General features: G+C 46.9%; 19 protein-coding genes. 12 read left to right on the plus strand and 7 right to left on the minus strand.

Annotated elements, in window-relative coordinates:
• The 3 genes from BMW71_RS01315 to BMW71_RS01325 all read right to left on the minus strand — a co-directional run bounded on the left by BMW71_RS01315 (nt 1) and on the right by BMW71_RS01325 (nt 2,859).
• Nucleotides 1-867: a Brp/Blh family beta-carotene 15,15'-dioxygenase gene (locus tag BMW71_RS01315; protein WP_092168384.1), complete on the minus strand. Its 867-nt coding sequence runs from the start codon at nt 865-867 to the stop codon at nt 1-3.
• The gene (locus tag BMW71_RS01320) at nt 854-2,020 is read right to left on the minus strand and encodes a lycopene cyclase family protein (protein WP_092168387.1); all 1,167 of its coding nucleotides are present in this window, start codon (nt 2,018-2,020) and stop codon (nt 854-856) included. The genes BMW71_RS01315 and BMW71_RS01320 overlap by 14 nt, the downstream gene beginning before the upstream one ends.
• A gap of 86 nt (nt 2,021-2,106) precedes the next feature.
• Complete coding sequence (locus BMW71_RS01325; protein ID WP_092168390.1) at nt 2,107-2,859, minus strand: bacteriorhodopsin; 753 nt, start codon at nt 2,857-2,859, stop codon at nt 2,107-2,109.
• A gap of 377 nt (nt 2,860-3,236) precedes the next feature.
• Here BMW71_RS01325 and gyrB point away from each other — a divergent pair, with 377 nt between their 5' ends.
• Entirely contained in the window at nt 3,237-5,195 is a 1,959-nt protein-coding gene (gene gyrB / locus BMW71_RS01330) for a DNA topoisomerase (ATP-hydrolyzing) subunit B (protein WP_092168393.1), read from the plus strand.
• A 111-nt stretch (nt 5,196-5,306) separates the two neighbouring features.
• Complete coding sequence (ppk1, locus tag BMW71_RS01335; RefSeq protein WP_092168396.1) at nt 5,307-7,430, plus strand: polyphosphate kinase 1; 2,124 nt, start codon at nt 5,307-5,309, stop codon at nt 7,428-7,430.
• Nucleotides 7,431-7,464: 34 nt separating this feature from the next.
• Here ppk1 and BMW71_RS01340 read toward each other — a convergent pair whose 3' ends face one another.
• The 3 genes from BMW71_RS01340 to BMW71_RS01350 all read right to left on the minus strand — a co-directional run bounded on the left by BMW71_RS01340 (nt 7,465) and on the right by BMW71_RS01350 (nt 9,069).
• Nucleotides 7,465-8,355, minus strand: coding sequence for a Ppx/GppA phosphatase family protein (locus tag BMW71_RS01340; protein WP_092168399.1), 891 nt, complete (start codon nt 8,353-8,355; stop codon nt 7,465-7,467).
• Between the two features lie 145 nt (nt 8,356-8,500).
• Nucleotides 8,501-8,710 carry a hypothetical protein gene (locus tag BMW71_RS01345; protein WP_092168402.1) on the minus strand — a complete coding sequence of 70 codons (210 nt, stop codon included), beginning with the start codon at nt 8,708-8,710 and terminating at the stop codon, nt 8,501-8,503.
• A gap of 83 nt (nt 8,711-8,793) precedes the next feature.
• Nucleotides 8,794-9,069: a DUF202 domain-containing protein gene (locus BMW71_RS01350; protein ID WP_092168405.1), complete on the minus strand. Its 276-nt coding sequence runs from the start codon at nt 9,067-9,069 to the stop codon at nt 8,794-8,796.
• Nucleotides 9,070-9,172: 103 nt separating this feature from the next.
• Here BMW71_RS01350 and BMW71_RS01355 point away from each other — a divergent pair, with 103 nt between their 5' ends.
• From BMW71_RS01355 to nagA, 10 genes are all read left to right on the plus strand, one after another.
• Nucleotides 9,173-10,069 carry a DUF3078 domain-containing protein gene (locus tag BMW71_RS01355; RefSeq protein ID WP_092168408.1) on the plus strand — a complete coding sequence of 299 codons (897 nt, stop codon included), beginning with the start codon at nt 9,173-9,175 and terminating at the stop codon, nt 10,067-10,069.
• Nucleotides 10,070-10,272: 203 nt separating this feature from the next.
• Nucleotides 10,273-11,655 carry a TIGR00341 family protein gene (locus tag BMW71_RS01360; protein WP_092168410.1) on the plus strand — a complete coding sequence of 461 codons (1,383 nt, stop codon included), beginning with the start codon at nt 10,273-10,275 and terminating at the stop codon, nt 11,653-11,655.
• 578 nt (nt 11,656-12,233) lie between these two features.
• A complete protein-coding gene (locus BMW71_RS01365) occupies nt 12,234-13,130 on the plus strand; it encodes a helix-turn-helix domain-containing protein (RefSeq protein WP_092168413.1) in 897 nt (298 codons plus the stop codon).
• A gap of 151 nt (nt 13,131-13,281) precedes the next feature.
• Complete coding sequence (locus BMW71_RS01370; protein WP_092168416.1) at nt 13,282-14,664, plus strand: glycoside hydrolase family 88 protein; 1,383 nt, start codon at nt 13,282-13,284, stop codon at nt 14,662-14,664.
• A complete protein-coding gene (locus BMW71_RS01375; protein ID WP_092168419.1) occupies nt 14,661-15,491 on the plus strand; it encodes a sugar phosphate isomerase/epimerase family protein in 831 nt (276 codons plus the stop codon). The genes BMW71_RS01370 and BMW71_RS01375 overlap by 4 nt, the downstream gene beginning before the upstream one ends.
• 15 nt (nt 15,492-15,506) lie before the next feature.
• Nucleotides 15,507-16,649, plus strand: a complete 1,143-nt coding sequence (locus BMW71_RS01380) for a Gfo/Idh/MocA family protein (RefSeq protein ID WP_092168421.1) — start codon at nt 15,507-15,509, stop codon at nt 16,647-16,649.
• 11 nt (nt 16,650-16,660) lie between these two features.
• A complete protein-coding gene (locus tag BMW71_RS01385) occupies nt 16,661-17,431 on the plus strand; it encodes a 3-ketoacyl-ACP reductase (protein WP_092168424.1) in 771 nt (256 codons plus the stop codon).
• A gap of 116 nt (nt 17,432-17,547) precedes the next feature.
• Nucleotides 17,548-17,775, plus strand: coding sequence for a hypothetical protein (locus tag BMW71_RS01390; RefSeq protein ID WP_092170138.1), 228 nt, complete (start codon nt 17,548-17,550; stop codon nt 17,773-17,775).
• The gene (locus tag BMW71_RS01395; RefSeq protein ID WP_092168427.1) at nt 17,772-19,193 is read left to right on the plus strand and encodes a sodium:solute symporter family protein; all 1,422 of its coding nucleotides are present in this window, start codon (nt 17,772-17,774) and stop codon (nt 19,191-19,193) included. Before BMW71_RS01390 ends, BMW71_RS01395 begins: the two co-directional genes overlap by 4 nt.
• A 21-nt stretch (nt 19,194-19,214) precedes the next feature.
• Entirely contained in the window at nt 19,215-20,423 is a 1,209-nt protein-coding gene (gene nagA, locus BMW71_RS01400; RefSeq protein WP_092168429.1) for an N-acetylglucosamine-6-phosphate deacetylase, read from the plus strand.
• Here the strand turns inward: nagA and BMW71_RS01405 are convergent.
• Complete coding sequence (locus BMW71_RS01405) at nt 20,413-21,417, minus strand: Gfo/Idh/MocA family protein (protein WP_092168432.1); 1,005 nt, start codon at nt 21,415-21,417, stop codon at nt 20,413-20,415. The two genes, nagA and BMW71_RS01405, sit on opposite strands and share 11 nt — an antisense overlap.
• Nucleotides 21,418-21,504: the final 87 nt, after the last annotated feature.

Consider the following 21,504-nt stretch of genomic DNA (forward strand, 5'->3'; position numbering starts at 1 on the left):
TCACCGGGATTCCAAAAATCGGTTCATGTACCAAATATGCGGAGCCGATATCAGGGATACCAGTACAAAAAACAATAGGATAAGCTCTTCCGTACTGCTGCGTGGATATACAATCGCCAGGATAGCCGACATGCCAAGGATGCTTGCGGCCGTAAATGGAATCATTTTCCCAATAAATGTTTTCAGACCCTGAGGGCCAAAATGATGCTTTAGCGTGCTGTATTCTACCTGCATGCTGGGAAGGGAATGCCAAAAACCAAAATAGAGGATGAATCCCAGCAAGAGGGGTAAGTGGTAGAAGAGGGAACCCATCAGGAGCATCTCTACCAGGTGTAGCCACCACTTTCTCGGTAGGTTGCGGATGATAAGAATAGCACTGATGCTAAAACTGCCGATAATTACGTACCACCCGTACGGCGCCAGGGGGCTGGTATCGGCGATCCCACCGAGGATTTCTGTAGTGGATGCAAAGTCTCCCCAAAATAGTACACTCAGGTAGAAGACCCCGGTAAGCAAGTAGGTGGTTTTTTTCAGGAAAAAGAGGGGGGTATGGATGAAATGACTCTGCCCAAAATGGTAGGCCGACATCGCAAGGAATGCCAGCAGCGCAGGAACCGGCAAGAGCAGCCAAACCGATAAGTAGACGAGTATGATGGCCAGGTACTTCCCGATAAATTTCAGTAAGTGGACCTTACCAATACTGGGATTAAGCAGCAAATGATCCAGGGACCCGTGAGGAATGCCCACTGTGACCAAAACGATGCCAATTAGCACCCACTCAAACACGGGATTGTCCCGAAAAAGAAACAGGTAGATCAGAGCGATCGCAACACCCGCCAATTTCCCACCATTTTCAATGCTTCTCATAGTGTAGCAATGATTTGATAAAGATGGAAAACTTCAATCGGGATAGAAGCTTTAATTCACCCAGGAAGTTTGACTCTTCGTTTAAAAAACGTAGTATTTCAGTTCCAGAATTGGTTTCAAACAAGTTGAAAAAAACTCCGGGAAGTGCATTCGGCCATTTTTTCGCAATGTTGAGAATGATGTTGTCATAAAAGGCAAAGCGCCTTTTCCGTTCCCAGCTCGCTTCAAAAGACTCCTGGGAGCGTTCAAGTTGTTCGACAATGGATTTGCAATGTTTTTGTATGGTGTGGAAGGTGTAGCCGGTACTGGCTTTGCTGCATCCTGCCAACGTGCCCAGGAGGGTGACGTGCGGGCTGCTGGATTTGGCGGCAGCAAACGTGGTCATCGGTATGCTTCCCTCTTCCTGGAACGTGACCTCAAAGGTTTCCTGCCCCAGGTTTTCCGCTATGTACCGGCGCAGTGTTGGTTCCATGTCCCGGTAGTCCATTTTTTCGGTACTAAAAACGGTATACTCTACCAACGCCTCTGTTTCACTAAAAGGTAGAAGATAGAAAAAATCTGTTTTGTCGTTGGAATCTGACAGGAAGTTCATCATCACTGCCGTACTTTTATCAAAACAAGCCCGTGGTGTTTTTATCTTCCAGCCGACGAACACTTGTTTCAATGCCGTACTTTCGGGTCGGAGAAATCCGGAATCCGGAATGCTATTGAATACTTTTCTGCCCGAATAGCGTGTGCCTTGTTCGGTGATAATTGACACCTGTCCAAATGCATTTTCCTTGATTTCACAGACGAAATCCTTGACAACCCGAACGTTCGGGTGCTCCTGAATGCGCTCTTTGATCTCGGAATAAAAGTCGGATGATTTTATATGAAAATATTTAAGACCGCCAAGTTGTTTTTTAACTTCTCTATTACCCAGGCGAATACTGATGTTTTCCCAGTGGATTATGGGACTGTTCTTTGGGTGAATTTCCAGCGGCTTTTCTGCCCAGTAACACCAGGTACGGTCGTTTACTGTTTTTGTGGACGAATCTATGACCAGAATGGAGGCATTTTTCAAACTGCTAGTTAACAGGTAGTGTACAAGACTCATTCCAGCACAGCCGAATCCGGTAATAACGAAGTCATAGGTCAAATTGGGAGCGGTCATGGAAGGTGTACGTAGGCTACGGTACTTTAGGAAAGGAAGGTAGAAAAAAAGCTGTCCCAAACCCGTTGGGACAGCTTTGAAGAAGTTTAGGCCATGGCCGCTTTTCTGCTTTTAGCAGTTTCAGCTATGGCGACGGTGTAAATCACCAAACCAAAACCAATTTTGTTTATGGCATCTGCCAAATTGTAAAACAAATCAATGCTGCTAACCTCAAACGCTCCGGAAAGGAGATTTCCTGGTAGTACCATGTATCCAATTGGATAAATGGACCATCCCAACGTAATGAAGATTTTCAACAAAAACATGGCCTTACCCAAGGCTGGGCTGTCTGAAGTTTTGGCAAGCTTCGCGATGTCGCCAGCAAACACTTCGTATACGATGTAAAGGTAACCCAGGGTAGAAAGAACGCCCCACAAAATATTATTTTCGATTCCAGACGTCTCTCCGATGTATCCGGTGATCAACATCACGAGTGAAGCAACAATCAATTTGAACAAGGTGGCACCTTTCGCTCCAAAGGGCTTGGTTAGTAGATAAAATTCCACACACATCAGCGGAACTGTCAGCGTCCAGTCTACGTAACGGAATGCGGTAGGACTTTGACCGGTTTCCAGGTAGAAGTCGCGCATGTAGTAGTAGTGTACGGCTGCTATCCCTGTGATGAGTGCAGATACGAGCAGGGATGTCTTCCATTTTCCATCCACCGAACCTCGTTCGACGATGAAAAATACAGCAGATGCAAACATGGCCATATACCCCATAAAGAAGGTGATGGCTACTGGGTCGCTGTTGATGATCTTGTCCAGACCAACCAAATCAGCAGTTAACACGGTGTTCATAGTTTTTTTTTTAAAATGAGAAATGGGATTATGAAAATTTCAATCTGGTAAACTTTTACAGAATAGGATTTGTTTAAATTTTAATCTCATAAAATAAACAAATGTTGTAAAGTGTAAACCAATTGCTGGAAAAATGTAGTGAACCGGTAGAAAATATAAATTTTTATAAAACCAGGCTAAACGACGTTAATTGAAAGAATCCATAGGCGTTTCAGCCATTTTTCCAAAGACTTCTTCAGGTGACTGTATTCGTCGGCAATGGTAATTTACTTCGGCAAAAAGGTATGTGCTCTCGAATTTTTTGCGTAATATTGCGGGTTGATTATTTAATGAGAAAATAGCTTTTTTTTATCAAAAAAGGGCGTTTGATACATGTTATGAACGAAAACAAAGAAGGAAATCGAAAGGATTACTCAGCCCAAAATATTCAGGTTTTAGAAGGATTGGAAGCGGTCAGGAAGCGACCTGCGATGTACATCGGAGATATCGGGGTAAAAGGACTGCATCATTTGATTTGGGAGGTGGTTGACAACTCCATTGACGAGGCACTTGCCGGACATTGTGATACCATTTCTGTCACGATAGAGGCGGACAGTTCGGTCACCGTAGAGGATAACGGCAGGGGCATTCCGACTGACTTGCACACCAAAGAAAACCGTTCTGCGTTAGAAGTAGTCATGACGGTGCTTCATGCCGGCGGTAAATTTGATAAAGACACGTATAAAGTTTCTGGAGGACTTCACGGAGTAGGGGTCTCCTGCGTCAACGCCTTGTCGTCTTCATTAAAGGCCACCGTTCACCGTGGGGGAAAGGTTTTTGAGCAGGAATATGTACGGGGCGTTCCGCAGTATTCGGTACGTGAAATCGGAGAAACGGAGAAGCGGGGCACGTACATCCATTTCAAACCCGACCACGAGATATTTCAGGTACTTGATTTCAAGTACGAAACGATTGCGACGCGATTGCGTGAAATGTCCTTTTTAAATGCTGGCATTCGTTTATTTTTAAAAGATCTTCGGGAAAAAGACGAGGAGGGGAATTTTCGATCCGATGAGTTCTTTTCCGAGGGTGGCCTGGTGGAGTTTGTCGAATATTTAGACGAAAACAAACAAAAGATCATCGAAAGACCGATTTACATCGAAACGGAGAAAAACAACGTTCCGGTGCAGGTGGCGATGGGGTACAATAACTCGTATACGGAAAATGTGGTTTCCTATGTGAATACGATCAATACCTACGAGGGAGGGACGCATGTTTCGGGTTTTCGACGAGCGCTTACCCGAACGTTAAAAAGCTATGCGGATAAATCCGGCATGCTGGACAAGGTGAAAATAGATATTTCCGGAGACGATTTTCGAGAAGGTTTGACAGCAGTCATCTCAGTAAAAGTGGCCGAACCCCAATTTGAAGGGCAAACGAAAACCAAATTGGGAAATTCCGACGTAACCGGAGCAGTAGATACGGCAGTATCTGAAACCCTGCAATTTTGGCTGGAGGAGCATCCAAAGGAGGCAAAGATCATCGTAGGCAAAGTGGTGTTGGCTGCGCAGGCCCGACATGCAGCCAAGAAAGCACGGGAGATGGTTCAGCGGAAAAATGTGCTGGGCGGAGGAGGTCTTCCGGGAAAACTCGCCGATTGTGCCAATTCGGATCCAGCTATCTGTGAGCTTTACCTCGTGGAGGGCGACTCGGCGGGAGGATCGGCCAAGCAGGGCAGGGATCGGGATTTTCAAGCCATTTTGCCCTTGAAGGGAAAGATTCTTAATGTAGAAAAGGCACACGAACACAAGATTTACGATAACGACGAGATAAAAAATATTCTGACGGCACTGGGCGTAAAATTCGGTACGGCCAACGACGAAAAGGAGCTCGACTTGTCCCACTTGCGGTACCATAAAATCATCATCATGACGGATGCGGATATTGACGGGTCGCATATTCGTACCTTGATTTTGACGTTGTTTTTCCGGTACATGAGGAACCTGATCGAAAATGGCTACGTATACATAGCACTTCCCCCGTTGTATTTGTTGAAGCGAGGAAAAGAAGAGCGGTATTGTTGGACCGAAGATGAACGAAAAGCCGTGACCCAGGAGTTGGCGCCCGATGGAAAAGTTGACAGTGTAGGCATCCAACGGTACAAAGGGCTTGGAGAGATGAATCCGGAGCAGCTTTGGACCACCACCATGGATCCGGAAACCCGAACCTTAAAGCGTGTGACGATCGACTCTGCAGCAGAAGCAGATCATCTGTTCAGCATGCTTATGGGCGACGAGGTTGCCCCGCGTAGGGATTTTATTGAGAAAAACGCGAAATACGCTAAAATCGATACCTAATCGATGTAACGATACGTTCAATTTAAGCAAAAAGGGCGTCATGCCCTTTTTTTATTCTTCGATTAATTTGTTATCATTGGCCTACTTTTTTCCCTTTAAAAACGAGAAGTTATGAAACTGATCCAACATGATAAAACAGAAGAAACCATAAAAAACAGTAAACTTATCAGTCGGGACCTAAGCTGGCTGAAGTTTAACGAAAGGGTTTTTGATCAAATAAAAAAGGAAAAACGCAATATTTTCGAAAAATTTAAATTCTTGGCCATTGCTGCCTCCAATCTGGACGAATTTTTTATGATTCGGGTGGGCTCTCTGTACAACTACCTGGATTACGATAAGGTTCGTATCGACTATTCCGGGCTGAGAGAAGACGATTTCAAAAAGAAATTGATGATCGAATCCCAGCATTTTCACAAGCGACTGCAGCATCAGTTTGTGAAAGAGTTGCTGGGCAAAACCCAGGAAGCCGGATTTCTGCTGAGCAACGTACGAAACCTGCAGGAAGACGAACAAAAAACGATTAAGGACTACTATTACAAAGCCGTGTACCCCATGCTGACTCCCATGGTGTTTGATGGCTACCATACGTTCCCCATTTTGATGAATAAATTATTGATCTTTGGGGTCGTTACCATTGGTCCGGGAGAAAAGAAAGACAATAAAAAACTGTCATTTGTACAGATTCCTTCCAACATCCCCCGCTTTTTTGAGCTGGAGCGTGAAGACCAAATGATCTATGTACCGATCGAGGAGATGATACGGGAGCACCTCGTTTCCCTGTTTCGGAACGTGACGATCGAGTCCGTCAACCTATTCCGCATCACGAGAAACGGCGATTTTACGTTGGAGGAGAGCGAAGACATGGATTCCAATTTTTTGGAGGAAGTAAAAAGGAAACTAAACGAGCGAAAAACCGGTAGGGTGGTACGCATCGAGATTGAAGAGGGATACAGCAAGTGGATGGTCAACTTGCTGAAACAGCGATGGACACTGAGCGACGATAGTATTTTTAAAATCGAGCGTAAAAGCCTAATGGATTTTACAGGCCTTTGGCAGGTTATTGGAAACAAGCGGTTTAAGGACAAAATTCCGCCCACGCCAGATCCGGTTCCACCGCTTTCCTATCCCGAAGCCGCATCCGAGGACATTTTTCAGGTACTGAAACACAAGGATGTCTTGTTGCATCATCCCTATAACGACATGGAACCCATCCTGGAATTACTGGATAAGGCGGCAGATGATCCCCATGTGATGGCGATAAAGATGACCATTTATCGGCTCGCAAAAAATTCCCGAATTGTGGGAGCCCTGTTAAAGGCCGTAGAAAACGGCAAGCACGTTTCGGTGCTCTTCGAAGTGAAAGCCAGGTTTGACGAGGAGAACAATATCCGTGAAGCAAAAAAGATGCAAAAGGCGGGTTGCTTCGTCATCTACGGTGTGAGTAATTTCAAAACGCATACCAAGTTGATGCTCATTGTAAAAAAGGAGGAAAACAAGGTGACACGGTATGTCCACGTCGGTTCTGGAAATTACAACGAGGAAACCAGCCGAATTTATACAGATATTGGTCTATTGACGACAAATGAGACGCTGGCCAACGATGTTTCAGAATTCTTTAACGTTATCACGGGGCATTCGGCACCGACCAACTACCAGAACCTGATCACTTCCCCCCGGGACATGCGGAATAACCTGATCGAGTTTATCGAGATCGAAGCTGAAAATGCCAGCAAAGGCCTGCCTTCTGGAATATTCATCAAAATCAATTCGCTGGAAGACTCCGAGTTTATCTTCGCCTTGTACCGAGCTTCCCAGGCGGGGGTACCCATCAAATTGATCGTCAGAGGTATTTGTTGCCTGCGGCCAGGAAGAAAAGGGTTAAGTGAAAACATCGAAGTGATTTCAATCGTCGGAGATTTTCTGGAACATTCCCGTATTTATCATTTTCACAACAATGGCAACTACCGGACCTACGTGGGAAGTGCAGACGCGATGGTTCGGAGTTTTGACAAAAGGCTGGAATCTTTGTTCAAGGTGGAGAGTGAATTCCTCCAAAAACAACTGATGAACATCCTCCGGTACAACCTGAAGGACAACGAAAACGCCTATGTCATGCAAGAAGACGGGCAATATATCAGCAAGCACCCCAAGGAGGGAGAAGAGCCGTTTAATATCCATCAAAAATTCTTTGAGTTAAGGCCGGAAATGATTGAAGACGTGCGGCTGATCGAATAAGCCAACCGAATGGTTGTCAGGATAGCCGTCCTCGCTAGCGCTGCTCCTGTTTATTTCGATTTCGTTCAAATAGCTGCAGCAGCATGCCGTCTTTAAGACCCAATTCGGGTACCTTAATTCGCTGAATACGGGCAGCATCAAAGGCAGCCAGGTAGATTTTAGTTGCCGGAACAATGACATCCGCCCGGTCTTCATTCAGCTGAAGCAGGTTTAGTTTTTCCTCATTGCTATGGCGTTCCAGCAGGGCGAGTACCTCCCTCATTTTTTCGATGGAGAGGTAATTCGTCCGTTTCTGAGGTGCTGACAAGTCGAAAACCTTGTTGATGTTTCCACCTGTACCGATGCCATACACGGTTTTTTCCCCGAGTAGGTGGCGATCGATAAACCGTTTCATTTGTTGAAGCACGGCCTGCGGAAGTTCCTGATTTAACGTACGGACGGATCCCATTTGGAAGGATTTTGCGGCTACTTTCTCTCCTTTCTTAAATACATTTAGCTCCGTACTGCCGCCTCCAACGTCCAGATGAAGGTAGGTTTTCCCGTCAATGTGACTGCCAAGCGACTTGTTGATCAATTCGGCTTCTTTGTTTCCATCGATGATGGTAATTTTCAGGCCTATTTCCTCCCGAACCTCTTTAACCAGCGATTTCCCGTTCCTCGCCTCCCGCATCGCGGAGGTGGCGCATGCCATGTAGTCGTTCACCCCATACAATCGAATAAGGATGTAAAACGCCTTCATTAGTTCTTTGAATTTATATTGATTTTCCTCTGAAATCTGCTGATTCAAAAAAACGTCCTTACCCAAACGCAAGGGAAAGCGAAGGTATTCCAGTTTTTTGAAGGTGTGCTGCCCCTGAAAATAATGTATTTGGGTGACCTGAAGCCGGACCGCATTGGAACCGATATCTACTGCTGCGAATTTCAATGAAAAGTGGTTGTGTTGTCGAATAAGGTTTGTTACAAATTAGAAAAGGAGCTGTATGCGCGGAATTCAGCATCCGGACAAACAACTCCCTCCGCTACTCTTCTCAGGGTATGAGGAAAAATGGCTGACGAAAGGTACGATATTTTTACTTTTTTTTCCCGATTGCGACAAGCACAAAGCCGGCAATTACTGCAATTCCTCCGGCATAGGGAGGCCAATTAAGGGATTCCTCGTTTTCAGCATTTACTTCGATTGGGCCGGCATCAATGACCGTTTCTTCGGTGGTGTACGAAATGCCAGTGACTAAAAACATAACGATACCGGCGACTATGAGGACGATTCCTAAAATTTTCATGGTTTGTAAACGTTTGGTTCGTTAATTACCGTTACAAATAGCTTACCAAACTTCCTCGCGTAATAAAACGGCGCCATAGAAAACTACATCTTCTCGTAATTTCCCTTTTGTAATTTCTTTTTTAGTCTGAAGAAATTGATAAAGCCAAGGACCAGCAGGACGATGCTTATCAAAAAAGAAAGGTACCCCAGGTCTTTGACATTTTCGAGGTCATTCACTTTAATTAATGCCGTTCCACTTACCACAAAGTACAAACTCGTACGGACATAAGATAATAGCGTTCGATCATTGGCTAGTTTTGTTCGTTGTCTTGCCAAAAAATCGCGAACGATCAACGTTTCTTCTGTTTGATTTTCCATAAATTTGCGGATTATTTATGATTTTACGCACAAATTTAAAGGTATATCTTTGAATCAACTGTACAATTTGTCACATTAAACGTTTCAACCAAATATATTTTCCATGAGAAGCTATTTACTTACGTTAGTCGTTACGCTGGTGTTTTGTCAGGCATTGCTTGCACAGGAAACCGAGGCACCCACCAACGAGCAAGACACCACTTTCTGGCAATCTGAGTTCAGTGCCGGTCTCAATTTTAATCAAGCAGGTTTTAGTGCTAACTGGAAGGCCGGTGGGGTAAATTCCGTTGCCTTTGGAAGTATCGTAGCGGGGAAGGTTGCCTACAAAAAAGATCGGTTTTCCTGGGATAACGAGATGGAATTATTATTCGGAATTGTACGCAACGAAGGGGAGCAAACCAGAAAATCGAATGATCGAATCTTTCTCGATTCCAAATTGGGCTACCAAATGACCGAGCGATGGTCTGCCTACCTTTCTGCAAACTACCTGACCCAATTTGCAGAAGGGTACAATTACAACGATGACGGGACCCGGACGCTGATTTCAAAATTTATGGCTCCTGGATTCCTCACCTCTTCGCTTGGTTTCGAGTACAAGCCGAACGAAACCTTTTTTGTACGTATCGGGCCCTTTTCGCCCCGCTTTACTTTCGTCACCGATACAGAAATCATCAATAACGTCCCCTCGAATTACGGTGTCCTGCCTGGAGAAACGATGCGAATCGAATGGTTGGCAATGAATATATTCGCCAGCCTAGACAAAGACCTTTCCGAAAGTCTTAACCTGAAAACGCGTTACGCACTATTTGCGAATTACGAAACCCTGGCATTCGACTCCATCGACCACCGCCTTGACGTAACCCTGACGGCCAAAATCACCAATGTTATCAACGTGACGCTAAATGGAATTGCCCTATACGATTTGGATCAGGACCCGGGCGTGCAAGTTAGTCAGGCACTGGCATTGGGTATTCTGTATAAAGTCGGTGGTAAAAAATAAACTTTTGTTTACTTTTTTTCGCTGAAATTTTGATTTCTGTCAGTTATTATTAATTTTGTTCGTATTATGGTAGTTAAATAATAGTTGGTTTAGTTTTCAAAAATAAAAAGCAGGGGAGGTTCTCCTGCTTTTTTGTTTCCAGTTTTTTTTTTTCAGCGAATGGTTTTTTAGGTAACTTGCAGGCGTTTCTTTTAACGAATTCGATGAATAACGACCGACAGCAACTGAATGTCTTGTCAGAGCGAATTGCCGGCTTTCTGACATTCATCCGGGATAGATTTGATCTTCACGAAGGCAAAGAGGATGAATTAGAAACCATTGAATACATACGAAAGAATGTGGAATTCCGGGGTGCAAACCTATGGATTCTCATTTTTGCGATTTTGGTGGCTTCCGTCGGACTGAATGTCAATTCAACCGCGGTAATCATTGGGGCCATGCTAATCTCGCCCTTGATGGGCCCGATTATGGGGATTGGCATGGCAGCTGGGGTCAACGATTTTGAATTGATAAAAAAGTCGATGAAAAATCTCGGGATCGCCGTACTGATCAGTATCATGACCTCTACGCTGTATTTCTCATTTACCCCGCTGGCGGATGCGCAATCCGAATTGCTCGCCAGAACGGAACCCACCATTTGGGATGTATTGATTGCCCTCTTTGGGGGGCTGGCTGGCATCATTGCAGGGTCCAGGAAAGAAAAAAGCAATGCCATCCCTGGAGTAGCCATTGCTACCGCCTTGATGCCGCCTCTCTGTACTGCCGGGTACGGGCTGGCTACCTGGAACCTTTATTATTTCCTGGGGGCCTTTTACCTGTTCTTTATCAATTCGGTTTTTATCAGCCTCTCCACCTACCTGATTGTTCGGTTCATGGGATTCCCAAAAAAAGAATTCATTGACAGTCAGCGTGAAAGACGGGTTCGAAATTACATTTCCATTTTCATTGTCATCACGATTGTACCCAGTATCTACCTGGCGTATAATATCGTTAAGCGGACCCTTTGGGAAAAATCAGCGAAGGAATTTGTGCAAATGGAATTTGATTTTCCCAGCACCCAAATAATTACGAGTAACTTCCACTATGAGCCAGATAGCAGTACTATCGAAGTGGTGATGGTGGGACAGCGCATCAAAGAAGAGGAAATTGCCAGCATGCAAAAGAAAACCGAGGCCTTTAAATTGAACCGGACCTTTCTACTGGTCAAGCAGAGTGGAGATACTGGAATGGATATGAATATGCTCCGTTCCGATGTACTGAAAGATCGGTACGAACGAAACGAAGCCATGGTACGCGACAAGGACCAGAAAATCGCCTTTTTGGAGCGCGAAGTGGCCCAATATGCAGCGTCGACAGGGATGGTCGTAGACCTGGCGCAGGAAGCCCGGGTCAACCACAAAGATTTGATTGCTTTCTCGGTAAACCGAACCGTAGTGGCCAATTTGTTAGAAGACCGGCAGGATACTGTTTTGGTAGCGGTTGCCACCTTTTCCAATACCCCTGGAAAACCGGAAACCGACCGACTTAAGTCCTGGTTGAAAGTTCGAACCAAGGCTGATTCCATCTCGCTGATTTTAGATCAATAAAAGGGGAGTAGCCGAGGTAATGGCATGAGAAGGTAGCTGAAAAACAAAGGCACTCTGGCAACCCTGTGCCGAGATACCCGTCTTTTTTCCCGCATCAACTGGGAGTAACACTCAGGGAAACCAATGGGGCAGTCCGGGGATGGTAAGGAGCCGCTATAAATCAAAAAAGCTATGAAACAGTGTCTCATAGCTTTAGTCAATTAACAATAAACCCAAAATAACCTGCTGTAGGAGAAGGACTCGAACCTCCACGGGGCAGTTAGGCAAAATACGAGCTCGCTACTTGCTTTGTCCTGTGACCCCCACCCCCGAGACAGGAGGGCATGTCTGCCAATTTCATCATCCTACAGTGTAAAAAGACCATTTGTCTTTATTTGATATTTCAAAGGTAGTATAACCGGTTAGAAATTAAAAATAATTGAATAAGTATTTCAAAAAAATATGATATTTTTAATTATTTACCCGTTTTTTATTTAACAATGTAATTTTTACAAAAGGAATGACCGATCGATTGACGAATTGTAAACGGGTCTTTTTCGGATTTTCCTTACCTTGGAAAAAAAAGTGTAAAAGGGTCCATGGGAGAGCCGATAAAAATCTACGAAATGCCGACGAATACCAATCAGCGGGCGTTTCAACTGTATGAAGTTCAGGGGAAAACCATACAGAACACCACCTATCCCCACGAAACGGATCGTCCCCACCGGCATACGTATTACGAAATTTGCGTGTTTATTACCGGTGCGGGGAAACACGAGATTGATTTTGAAGCACATCCCATTCATTCAAATAGCGTCCATTTTTTGTCTCCAGGCCAAATTCATTTAATAAGTCGCGAAAACGATTACCATGGCTATCTAATGGTTTTTTCCAGGGAATTTTACGGACTGGAGCAGGGCAATGAGGACGTCCTATTTCAATTACCCTTTTTTAACAACCCTACGCTTGTGCCGATTTTAAACCTGACCCAAGCGGATTTCAGCGAACTTCTTAATTTAATTTTATCGCTTCGTAAAGAATACATCCATTGGAATAACTTTTCCTCAGACATCCTTCGCCATTATTTGCAAATTTTCCTTTTAAAGTGTAAGCAATATTACCTGCGGTATTTTGCGGATACGAACAAGACCTTGGACCCCCATTTTTCGCTGGTACAGCAATTCAATGCGCTGGTTGAGCAGCGGTTTCGTCAGGTTCATCAGGTGCAGGAGTATGCTTCCCTTATGGCCATGACTCCCTCCCTGCTAAACAAGCATGTCAAAAACATTACCGGGTTTACAGCTGGTGAGATTATTTTAGACCGATTGATGCTGCAGGCAAAGCGGTACCTGATTTATACAGACCTTTCCAACAAAGAAATTGCCTACCAGTTAAACTACCCGGATCCATCCTATTTCAGCAGAATTTTCAAACGGAAAACGGGAAAATCCCCGTCGGACTTTAGAAAGTCAGAAAACGAAAAGTACCAGCTTTAATTTGAAAAATACCTTTGTAGGAGTGGTTTTTAAAGGTAACTTTATCCTTGGAAGTAAAATGTGCAAGATTTAACAAATTGGTTCCGATTTAAATTTTGAATTTCGGGACATTTGTCGGATATCCGGAATAATTTTAAACCCATTTAAAAATATGATAGCAATAGATTTTGAAATTCAGCCCAAGGATTTGAAAAAAAGGCTGGACCGTTTCTGGGATCTTTCTGCGGAGAAGATCCATTCAATTGAGCACGAGTATCCACAAAACCAAGGTTCACCGGTATTTACCAAGGATGGAAAATACACGACACGGGGATGGACCGAATGGACGCAGGGCTTTCAGTTTGGTTCATCTATTTTGCAGTTCGACGCCACCGGCGAGTCACAGTTTCTGGATAAGGGAAAGATGAAAACCTTGCAATTGATGGCGCCCCACATCAGCCATACGGGTGTACACGATCACGGTTTTAACAACGTCAGTACCTACGGAAATCTCCTTCGTCTCATGGTGGAGGAAAAAATACCCTACAACGAATGGGAAAAGAATTTTTACGAATTGGCCCTGAAAATTTCCGGTGCCGTACAGGCCAGCAGGTGGACCGGCCTACCCGACGGAGGATTCATCCACTCCTTTAACGGTCCCCATTCCCTATTTGTGGATACCATAAGAACCGTACGTATACTCATGCTGAGCTACAGCCTGGGCCATGTGCTTCAGGAGGAAAACGACAAAAAGGTAAACTTGCTGGTCAGAGGCCTGCAACACGCCAAAGCCACGGCGGATTATTCCGTGTTTTACGGGGAGGGTAGGGACCGGTACGATGTCTGGGGCAGGACGGCCCACGAGAGCGTTTTCAATACCCGGGATGGTAATTTCCGCTGTCCCAATTCCCAGCAGGGTTATACGGGCTTCTCTACCTGGACCAGAGGCCTTGCCTGGGCCATGTGTGGCTTTGCTGAGGAATTGGAATACATCGACAACTTATCCGATGATTCCTTAAAAGCTTATGGCTCACCCGTAGAAATTGAGGCGTTTTTATTGAAAGCCGCAACGGCAAGTTGTGATTTTTACATCGATCACACTCCGGTGGACGGCGTTCCGTATTGGGATACCGGTGCGCCTAGCCTGCATAAATTGGGGGATTACCTGGATAAGCCGGCCGATCCGTACAATGCCTACGAACCCGTAGATAGCTCTGCCGCTGCCATTGGCGCTCAGGGCTTGCTGCGTCTGGGGCACTACCTCCAACGCAAGGGGCAGACCGAAAAGGCAAAAAAGTACTGGCAGGCCGGACTGACCGTACTGAAAACCCTGTTGGAAGAACCCTACCTGAGTACCGACAAAAACCATCAGGGTATCCTGCTGCATTCCATCTACCACCAACCAAATGGTTGGGACAATGTGCCCAGGGGACAAAAAATTGCCTGCAATGAGTCCAGCATGTGGGGGGATTACCACGCCAGGGAACTAGCCCTTTACGTACAACGAATCGTAGACAAGGATCCCTATTACACCTTCTTTAATTGTCTATCATGAGCGCACAACCCATCAACGACTTAAGCAAGCTGTGTATTCACACCATCACCACCAAGCCCTGGAGCCTGGAGGAAGCCGCGGAAAATTACGAGAAGGCGGGTGTTAAAGGAATATCTGTCTGGAGGCAGTATTTGGGAGGCCGCGATATCGCCGCTGCAGGCGAGCGGATTCGCAGTCACGGTCTGGAAATCGTTTCCCTCGTGCGTGGCGGTTTTTTCCCCGCCGTTTCCGAGCGAAACAGAGAACTAGCCATCCAGGACAACCTCAAAGCAGTAGAGGAAGCTGCCGCGTTAAGGGCCCCCATGATCGTGTTGGTTTGTGGAGCCGACCCAGGCCAGTCCCTGGAGACCTCTCGGAAGCAAATTAGGGAGGGCATTGAAAAAGTATTGCCGCAAGCCATTGAGCACGGTGTAAAACTGGCCATTGAGCCCCTACATCCCATGTATGCCGACACCCGTTCGGCCGTCAACACCCTGCGTCAGGCAAACGAAATGGCAGAGGCGATTGGCTCCGATTACGTGGGAGTGGCAGCCGACGTTTACCACCTTTGGTGGGACCCCGACCTACGGGAGGAATTGCTCCGCTGCGGGCGAAACGGGAACCTTTTCGCCTTTCATATTTGTGATTGGATGAGCCCAACGGTAGATTTCCTGAACGACAGGGGCCTGATGGGAGAAGGATGCATCGACATACCGACCATTCGAGGCTGGGCAGAGGAGGCAGGATTTTCCGGTTTCAATGAGGTGGAAATTTTTTCCGACCGCCATTGGGCCGGGGATCAGAACGAGTTTTTAAACAAAATTGTATCGAGTTATTATCATTGCTAGTAAACACCAATATACATGGAACATAAAGTAGGAATTATCATGAACGGTGTCACCGGAAGGATGGGTACCAACCAGCATTTAATGCGCAGCATCGTGGAAATTATCAAGCAGGGGGGCGTCAAGCTGGCCAATGGCGATCGCATCATGCCGGACCCCGTATTGGTAGGCAGAAACGAAGCCAAATTGCAGGAATTAAGCAAGAGGTCCGGTGTACAGGCGTATACCACCGATCTGGATTCCGTGATGCAAGACAAGCGCTATAGCATCTATTTCGATGCACAGACCACCGGCCGCAGGGCAGATGCAGTCAAGCAGGCCGTCGCTGCGGGTAAGCACATCTATTGTGAAAAGCCGGTAGCGGTGGATACGGCCACAGCACTCGAACTCCACGAGATATGCAGCAAGGCAGGAGTAAAAAACGGCGTTGTTCAAGATAAATTGTGGCTGCCTGGGCTCAGGAAGTTAAAACGCTTGATCGAAAATGATTTCTTTGGAGAAATCCTTTCCGTACGGGGGGAGTTTGGCTATTGGGTTTTTGAAGGACATACCGTACCCGCGCAGCGGCCATCCTGGAATTACCGGAAGGAAGACGATGGAGGCATTATCGTTGATATGCTCTGCCATTGGCGGTATGTGTTGGACAATATTTTCGGCGCAGTGAAGGCAGTCTCCTGCACTGGTGCCACCCATATCAAAGAACGGGTAGACGAGCAGGGGCAACCATATACCTGCACAGCCGACGATGCGGCGTATGCCACCTTTGAATTGGAGGGAGATATTATTGCCCATTTTAATTCATCCTGGACCGTACGCGTTCGAAGGGATGATTTGTTGACCGTTCAGGTGGATGGGACAAAGGGTTCGGCCGTGGCTGGTTTGCGGGAGTGTTACATTCAGCATTACGGCAATACACCAAAGCCCGTTTGGAATCCCGATATCGTGCAGCCGATCGATTTTTACGAAGGATGGTCCAAGGTTCCGGAGCAAGAGCCCATGGATAACGCATTTAAAGTGCAATGGGAACTGTTTTTAAAGCATGTGGTTGCCGATGAGCCTTTTCCCTGGGACATGAAAGCAGGTGCCAAAGGGGTACAGTTGGCAGAAAAAGGCTTGGAAAGTTGGGCAAAGCGCGCCTGGGTAGACATTCCTGAACTATAAAATATATGGCTATGAAACGAGTAGCGCTGGTTACTGGTGGCTCAAGAGGCATCGGTTTGGGAATCGCCAGGTGTCTGGCCAGGGAGGGATTTGACTTGGCCATTAATGGCATGCGAAAGGAAGAAGATACCCGAGCGAGCCTGGACGAGTTGCGCTCCCTGGGAGCGGAGGTAGTGTATTGCCAGGGGGATGTAGGAAATGCTGCAGAACGGCAAGGAATTATGGACGCCATTGATGCGCATTTTGGTCGGCTTCACGTATTGGTAAACAATGCGGGGGTAGCGCCCAAGGAACGAAAGGACATCCTGGAGGCGTCGGAAGAAAGCTTTGACTACGTGTTAAAAACGAACCTTCACTCCGCTTATTTCCTTTCTCAGCTGGCCGCAAACCGAATGATTTCGCAGAAAAGGGAGTCTGCAGATTTTAAAGGGGCGATCATTAATGTCTCGTCAATTTCTGCGACGGTAGCCTCTGTCAATCGAGGAGAATATTGCGTAGCGAAGGCGGGTATGAGCATGGCCACACAGCTTTTTGCCGTGCGGCTTGGCGAATTTGCTATCCCCGTGTACGAGGTGCGTCCCGGCATCATTGCAACCGACATGACCTCGGGCGTCAAAGAAAAATACGATGCCTTGCTTGGTCAGGGCCTATGCGTACAGGCCAGATGGGGGCTGCCGGAAGACGTAGGGCTGGCCGTCGCCTCCCTGGCCAAAGGAGACTTTCCCTATTCTACCGGTCAGGTGATCATGGTAGATGGGGGACTAACCATCCCAAGATTATAATGGCATGCGCCACCAACCGGGAGGAAAATCCGGTTAGTGGCGCATTTTCTAAAAATTTTGGACTAATCCAGTCAACAAACGTATATTGTCAATCAAACAAACGAAACCCAACTCAAATGGAAAAAAAGAAACTTTATTGGAGGATTTGTTGCGTCGCTGCGATCGGTCTTTGCATCCTGACATTTACTCCTCTCGTCATTCCACAAGGAATAGCTACGCCTGCACTTGGAGGAGTTCCCTATAGCTTGTGGACCAGTTTTATTATTACCGTACTTTTGGTCGTACTTACCTACATCGGTACACGTGTACACCCGGGTATGCAAAATGAGGAGGAGGATTTATGATATTCTGGGTATGGGTATTTGGCCTCATTTATGCAGGCCTATTGGTTTTCGCTTCGTTGAAGTCGTACAAGAAGAATCGGTCTTCAGAAGAATTCATGATGGCTGGGTCCAATATTGGATTGACGCTGGGGGTATTGACCTTTGCTGCGGCCCTGTTTAGCACCTTTACGTTTTTGGGAATGCCGGATTTTTTCCGGATAAATGGGGTAGGCGCCTGGATTTTCCTCGCGGTTTCCGACGGGGCCATGGTCTTCTTACTCCTATGGTTTGGCTACCATATTCGTAACCGGGTCAAGGGAATGGAATTCCGGGGTGTTTCGGGATTGATCAGCAGGTGTTACGAAAACAAACTTGCCGGGTATGTATTCTTTCTCAGCGCGTTTTTGTTTTTGATTCCCTACGTGGGAATTCAGATACAAGGCATTGCTATCTTTATGGATGCGGCCTTCCCAGGGTCTTTTCCGGCATGGGGCTGGTCGGCAGGCATTGTGCTTATTATGCTGGTGTATAGTGAAATCGGTGGGTTAAAGGCAATTATTTTCAGCGATGCCATTCAAGGACTCCTCTTATTGGGCGTCATTTGGATCATTGGCTGGGCTTGCCTGAGTCATTTTGGAGGTATCGGACCTATGTTCGAAAAGGTCGGTGCAATGCAAGAGGACCTCTTGTCTACGCCCGGTCCGCAGGGTCTGCTGACGCCACAGTTTTTGATTGCTTCGTTGATCGCGATTCTGATGATTCCGGTCACGCAGCCGCAATTTACCACCCGGATCGTGGTAATGAAAAGTATGAAAACCATGCAACTCATGGCCGTATCCCTCGGGGCTTTCGCGATTTTGGTGATCCTTCCTACCATTTTTATCGGCATGTACGGAGCGGACCTGTATTCGGAATATGGCAGAGACGAGTTTTTCGCCAATGCATTTCTGTACGATCAACCGGATGCAGTGGCCGCTTTGGCGATTATCGGCTTGATTGCTGCGGGGCTTTCGACTACCAATGCGCAAATCTTTGCTTTGGGATCCGAATTGCGGGGTCTTTTGCGAGGCAATGAAAACAGCATCATGCGAAATACAAAAATTGGCATTTTTGTTTTTTCGATCATCGCTTTCTTTTTCTCGATCATCGTGTTTGACCAATTGGTTTTGCTGGCCAGGGTCAGTTTTGCCGGTACCGGAATCATGGGCCCCATGATCATTTTGGGGATTCTTAGTGACCGAAAGGTTTCTCCGGCCATTATCTATTTTTCCCTCGGCGGATTGCTCGTATTCTTGAGTTCACTGGCCGGCTTTATTCCCGACATGTATGCGGGCTTGAGGCTAGACCTCTTGCTCTTTGTATTTTTGGGGCTGGTAGCACTCATTAGTCACCTTACGGGTAAAAAACAACAGCTGGTTCCTCCGGTCAAGGACCGATAAACCGAAAATACCCGCTATGGTATGAGCAAGAGATCCTTACAAATCATCAATGGGCAGGTCATTACGCCTTTTGAAATAGTACGCAACGCGTCCGTCCTGATACGGGACGGGCGCGTTGACGCTATTTTCCCTGATAATCGTGCGCTGCCGGATGTGCTGACCATCGATGCCGCTGGCCGTTTTGTTTCGCCCGGATTTATTGACTTGCACGTGCATGGGGGAGGGGGACACGATTTTATGGACGGAGAAGTGGAGGGTTTTCAGCAGATTGCGCAGCTGCATGCACGACACGGAACGACGGCGATGGTGCCTACCTCATTGACAAGTACTGGGGAGCAGCTTTTACACTTGCTCCGCATCTACGAGGAGGCTTCCCGCTACACGGATAAGGGAGCCACGTTTCTGGGGATGCACCTGGAAGGGCCGTATTTTGCCATGAATCAGCGGGGTGCTCAGGACCCCCGGTACATCCGGGATCCGGATCCCTCCGAATACGAAGCAATCCTGGAATATTCCCATCTCATTGCGCGCTGGAGTGCGGCTCCCGAGCGCAAAGGTGCCCTGGACTTTGGCAGGCGCTTGCGTGAAAAAGGTATCCTGGCTGCAATCGCTCACACAGATGCCGTGTACGAGGAAGTTTTGGAAGCGATTGAAGCCGGTTATTCGCTGTCAACCCATTTGTATTCGGGTATGTCCGGTGTGACCCGAAAAAACGCCTACCGCTTTGCGGGCGTAATCGAAAGCAGCCTGCTTTTGGACGCCTTGGACGTGGAGATCATTGCAGATGGGGTGCATCTACCCGCTCCGCTTTTAAAACTGATTTACAAGGTAAAGGGCCCGGAGAAAATCGCACTGATTACGGATGCCATGCGTGGAGCCGGTATGCTGGAAGGAGAGAGCATACTTGGACACAAAGACGATGGGCTCAAAGTCATAATTGAAGACCAGGTGGCAAAACTACCCGATCGCAGTTCGTTTGCAGGCAGCGTGGCCACCGCAGACCGCTTGCTTCGAACCATGATCGGCATGGCCGATGTACCGCTGTTAGAGGCAGTGAAAATGATAAGTCAGACCCCCGCGCGCATCATGGGAATTGGGCATAAAAAAGGCGCCATTCGCCGAGGAATGGACGCCGATATCGTACTGTTTGATGCGGATATTCGGGTAAGCCTTACGCTGGTGGAGGGTAGGCTGGTTTACTCGGAAGCATCCGAGGAAATCAGTCAATAGCCACCCATTTTTCATTCCGGTCGGATTCGAAAATAGCCTGTAAAATTCGGGTGTTTGCCCGGGCATTTTCCAGGCTTACCGGAACCTCGGTGTCCTCCAGAATTGCCCGGGAAAAATCATCCGCCTGCGCCGTGTATTGATTGCTTACCGGCAAAACGATCCGTTCCGGGTTTGGTTCAAGGAAGTTGCCATCATGGATGTACAATTCGTTACCTTGATCCGATGGGGCATTGAAGGGAATCCGTACCTCAAGGATTTTTTCCTCTCCATAAAACAACATGCGCTGATAAGGCGTAAGTTGTGTACTTACCGTGAATGTCATTTGAATTTCATGGTAATCTACAAGAACAGACCCCAGCTTGTCGGTTCTGAATTGCGGGTCAAATTCCAGCATGGACACGACTCTTCCCGGTTCTTTTTCAAGGACAAACCGAGAGGTGAAGACAGGATAACATCCGATATCCCAGATACCTCCGCCCCCCTTTTCCTGGATATTGCGGATATTGTCACCCTGCAGGTTAAAATAGCTGAAGAACCCGTGTACGGCTTTGATGCGTCCCAGATAGCCATTTCGAACCAATTCCCTGGCCTTGATCCATTGGGGATTGGATGCGACCATAAAGGCTTCTCCTACTTTTACCCCCATTTTGTCTCTGGCAGCGATCAAAGCATCGATTTCATCTGCGTCCAGGGCCAGGGGCTTTTCACACAACACGTGTTTCCCAGCCTCAATGCACTGCAGGGTATAGGGTACATGTAAATCATTGGGAAGGGGGTTGTAGATCACGTCAATTTCCGGATCCTGGATCAATTCTTCGTAGGAACCGTAAATCTTTGGGATTCCCAGCTCATTGGCCACGGTTCGTGCCCGCTCCAGCTCTCTCGAAGCCAGGCCATAAATTTCGTAATCGGTGCTGTTTTGCATGGCAGGGATCACTTTTTCCCGGGCAATTTTTGCGGCGCCCAGGACGCCCCATTTAAGTTTTCTTTTCATAGAGATGGGTATATTGGTTAAAACAAGACCTGCAGCTAGCATTCGTTGCAGGTGACAATTCGCAACAACAAGTTACGGGTATTCGCA

Origin of the sequence: Cyclobacterium xiamenense, assembly GCF_900109255.1 — a bacterium.
Taxonomy (GTDB): Bacteria; Bacteroidota; Bacteroidia; order Cytophagales; family Cyclobacteriaceae; genus Cyclobacterium; species Cyclobacterium xiamenense.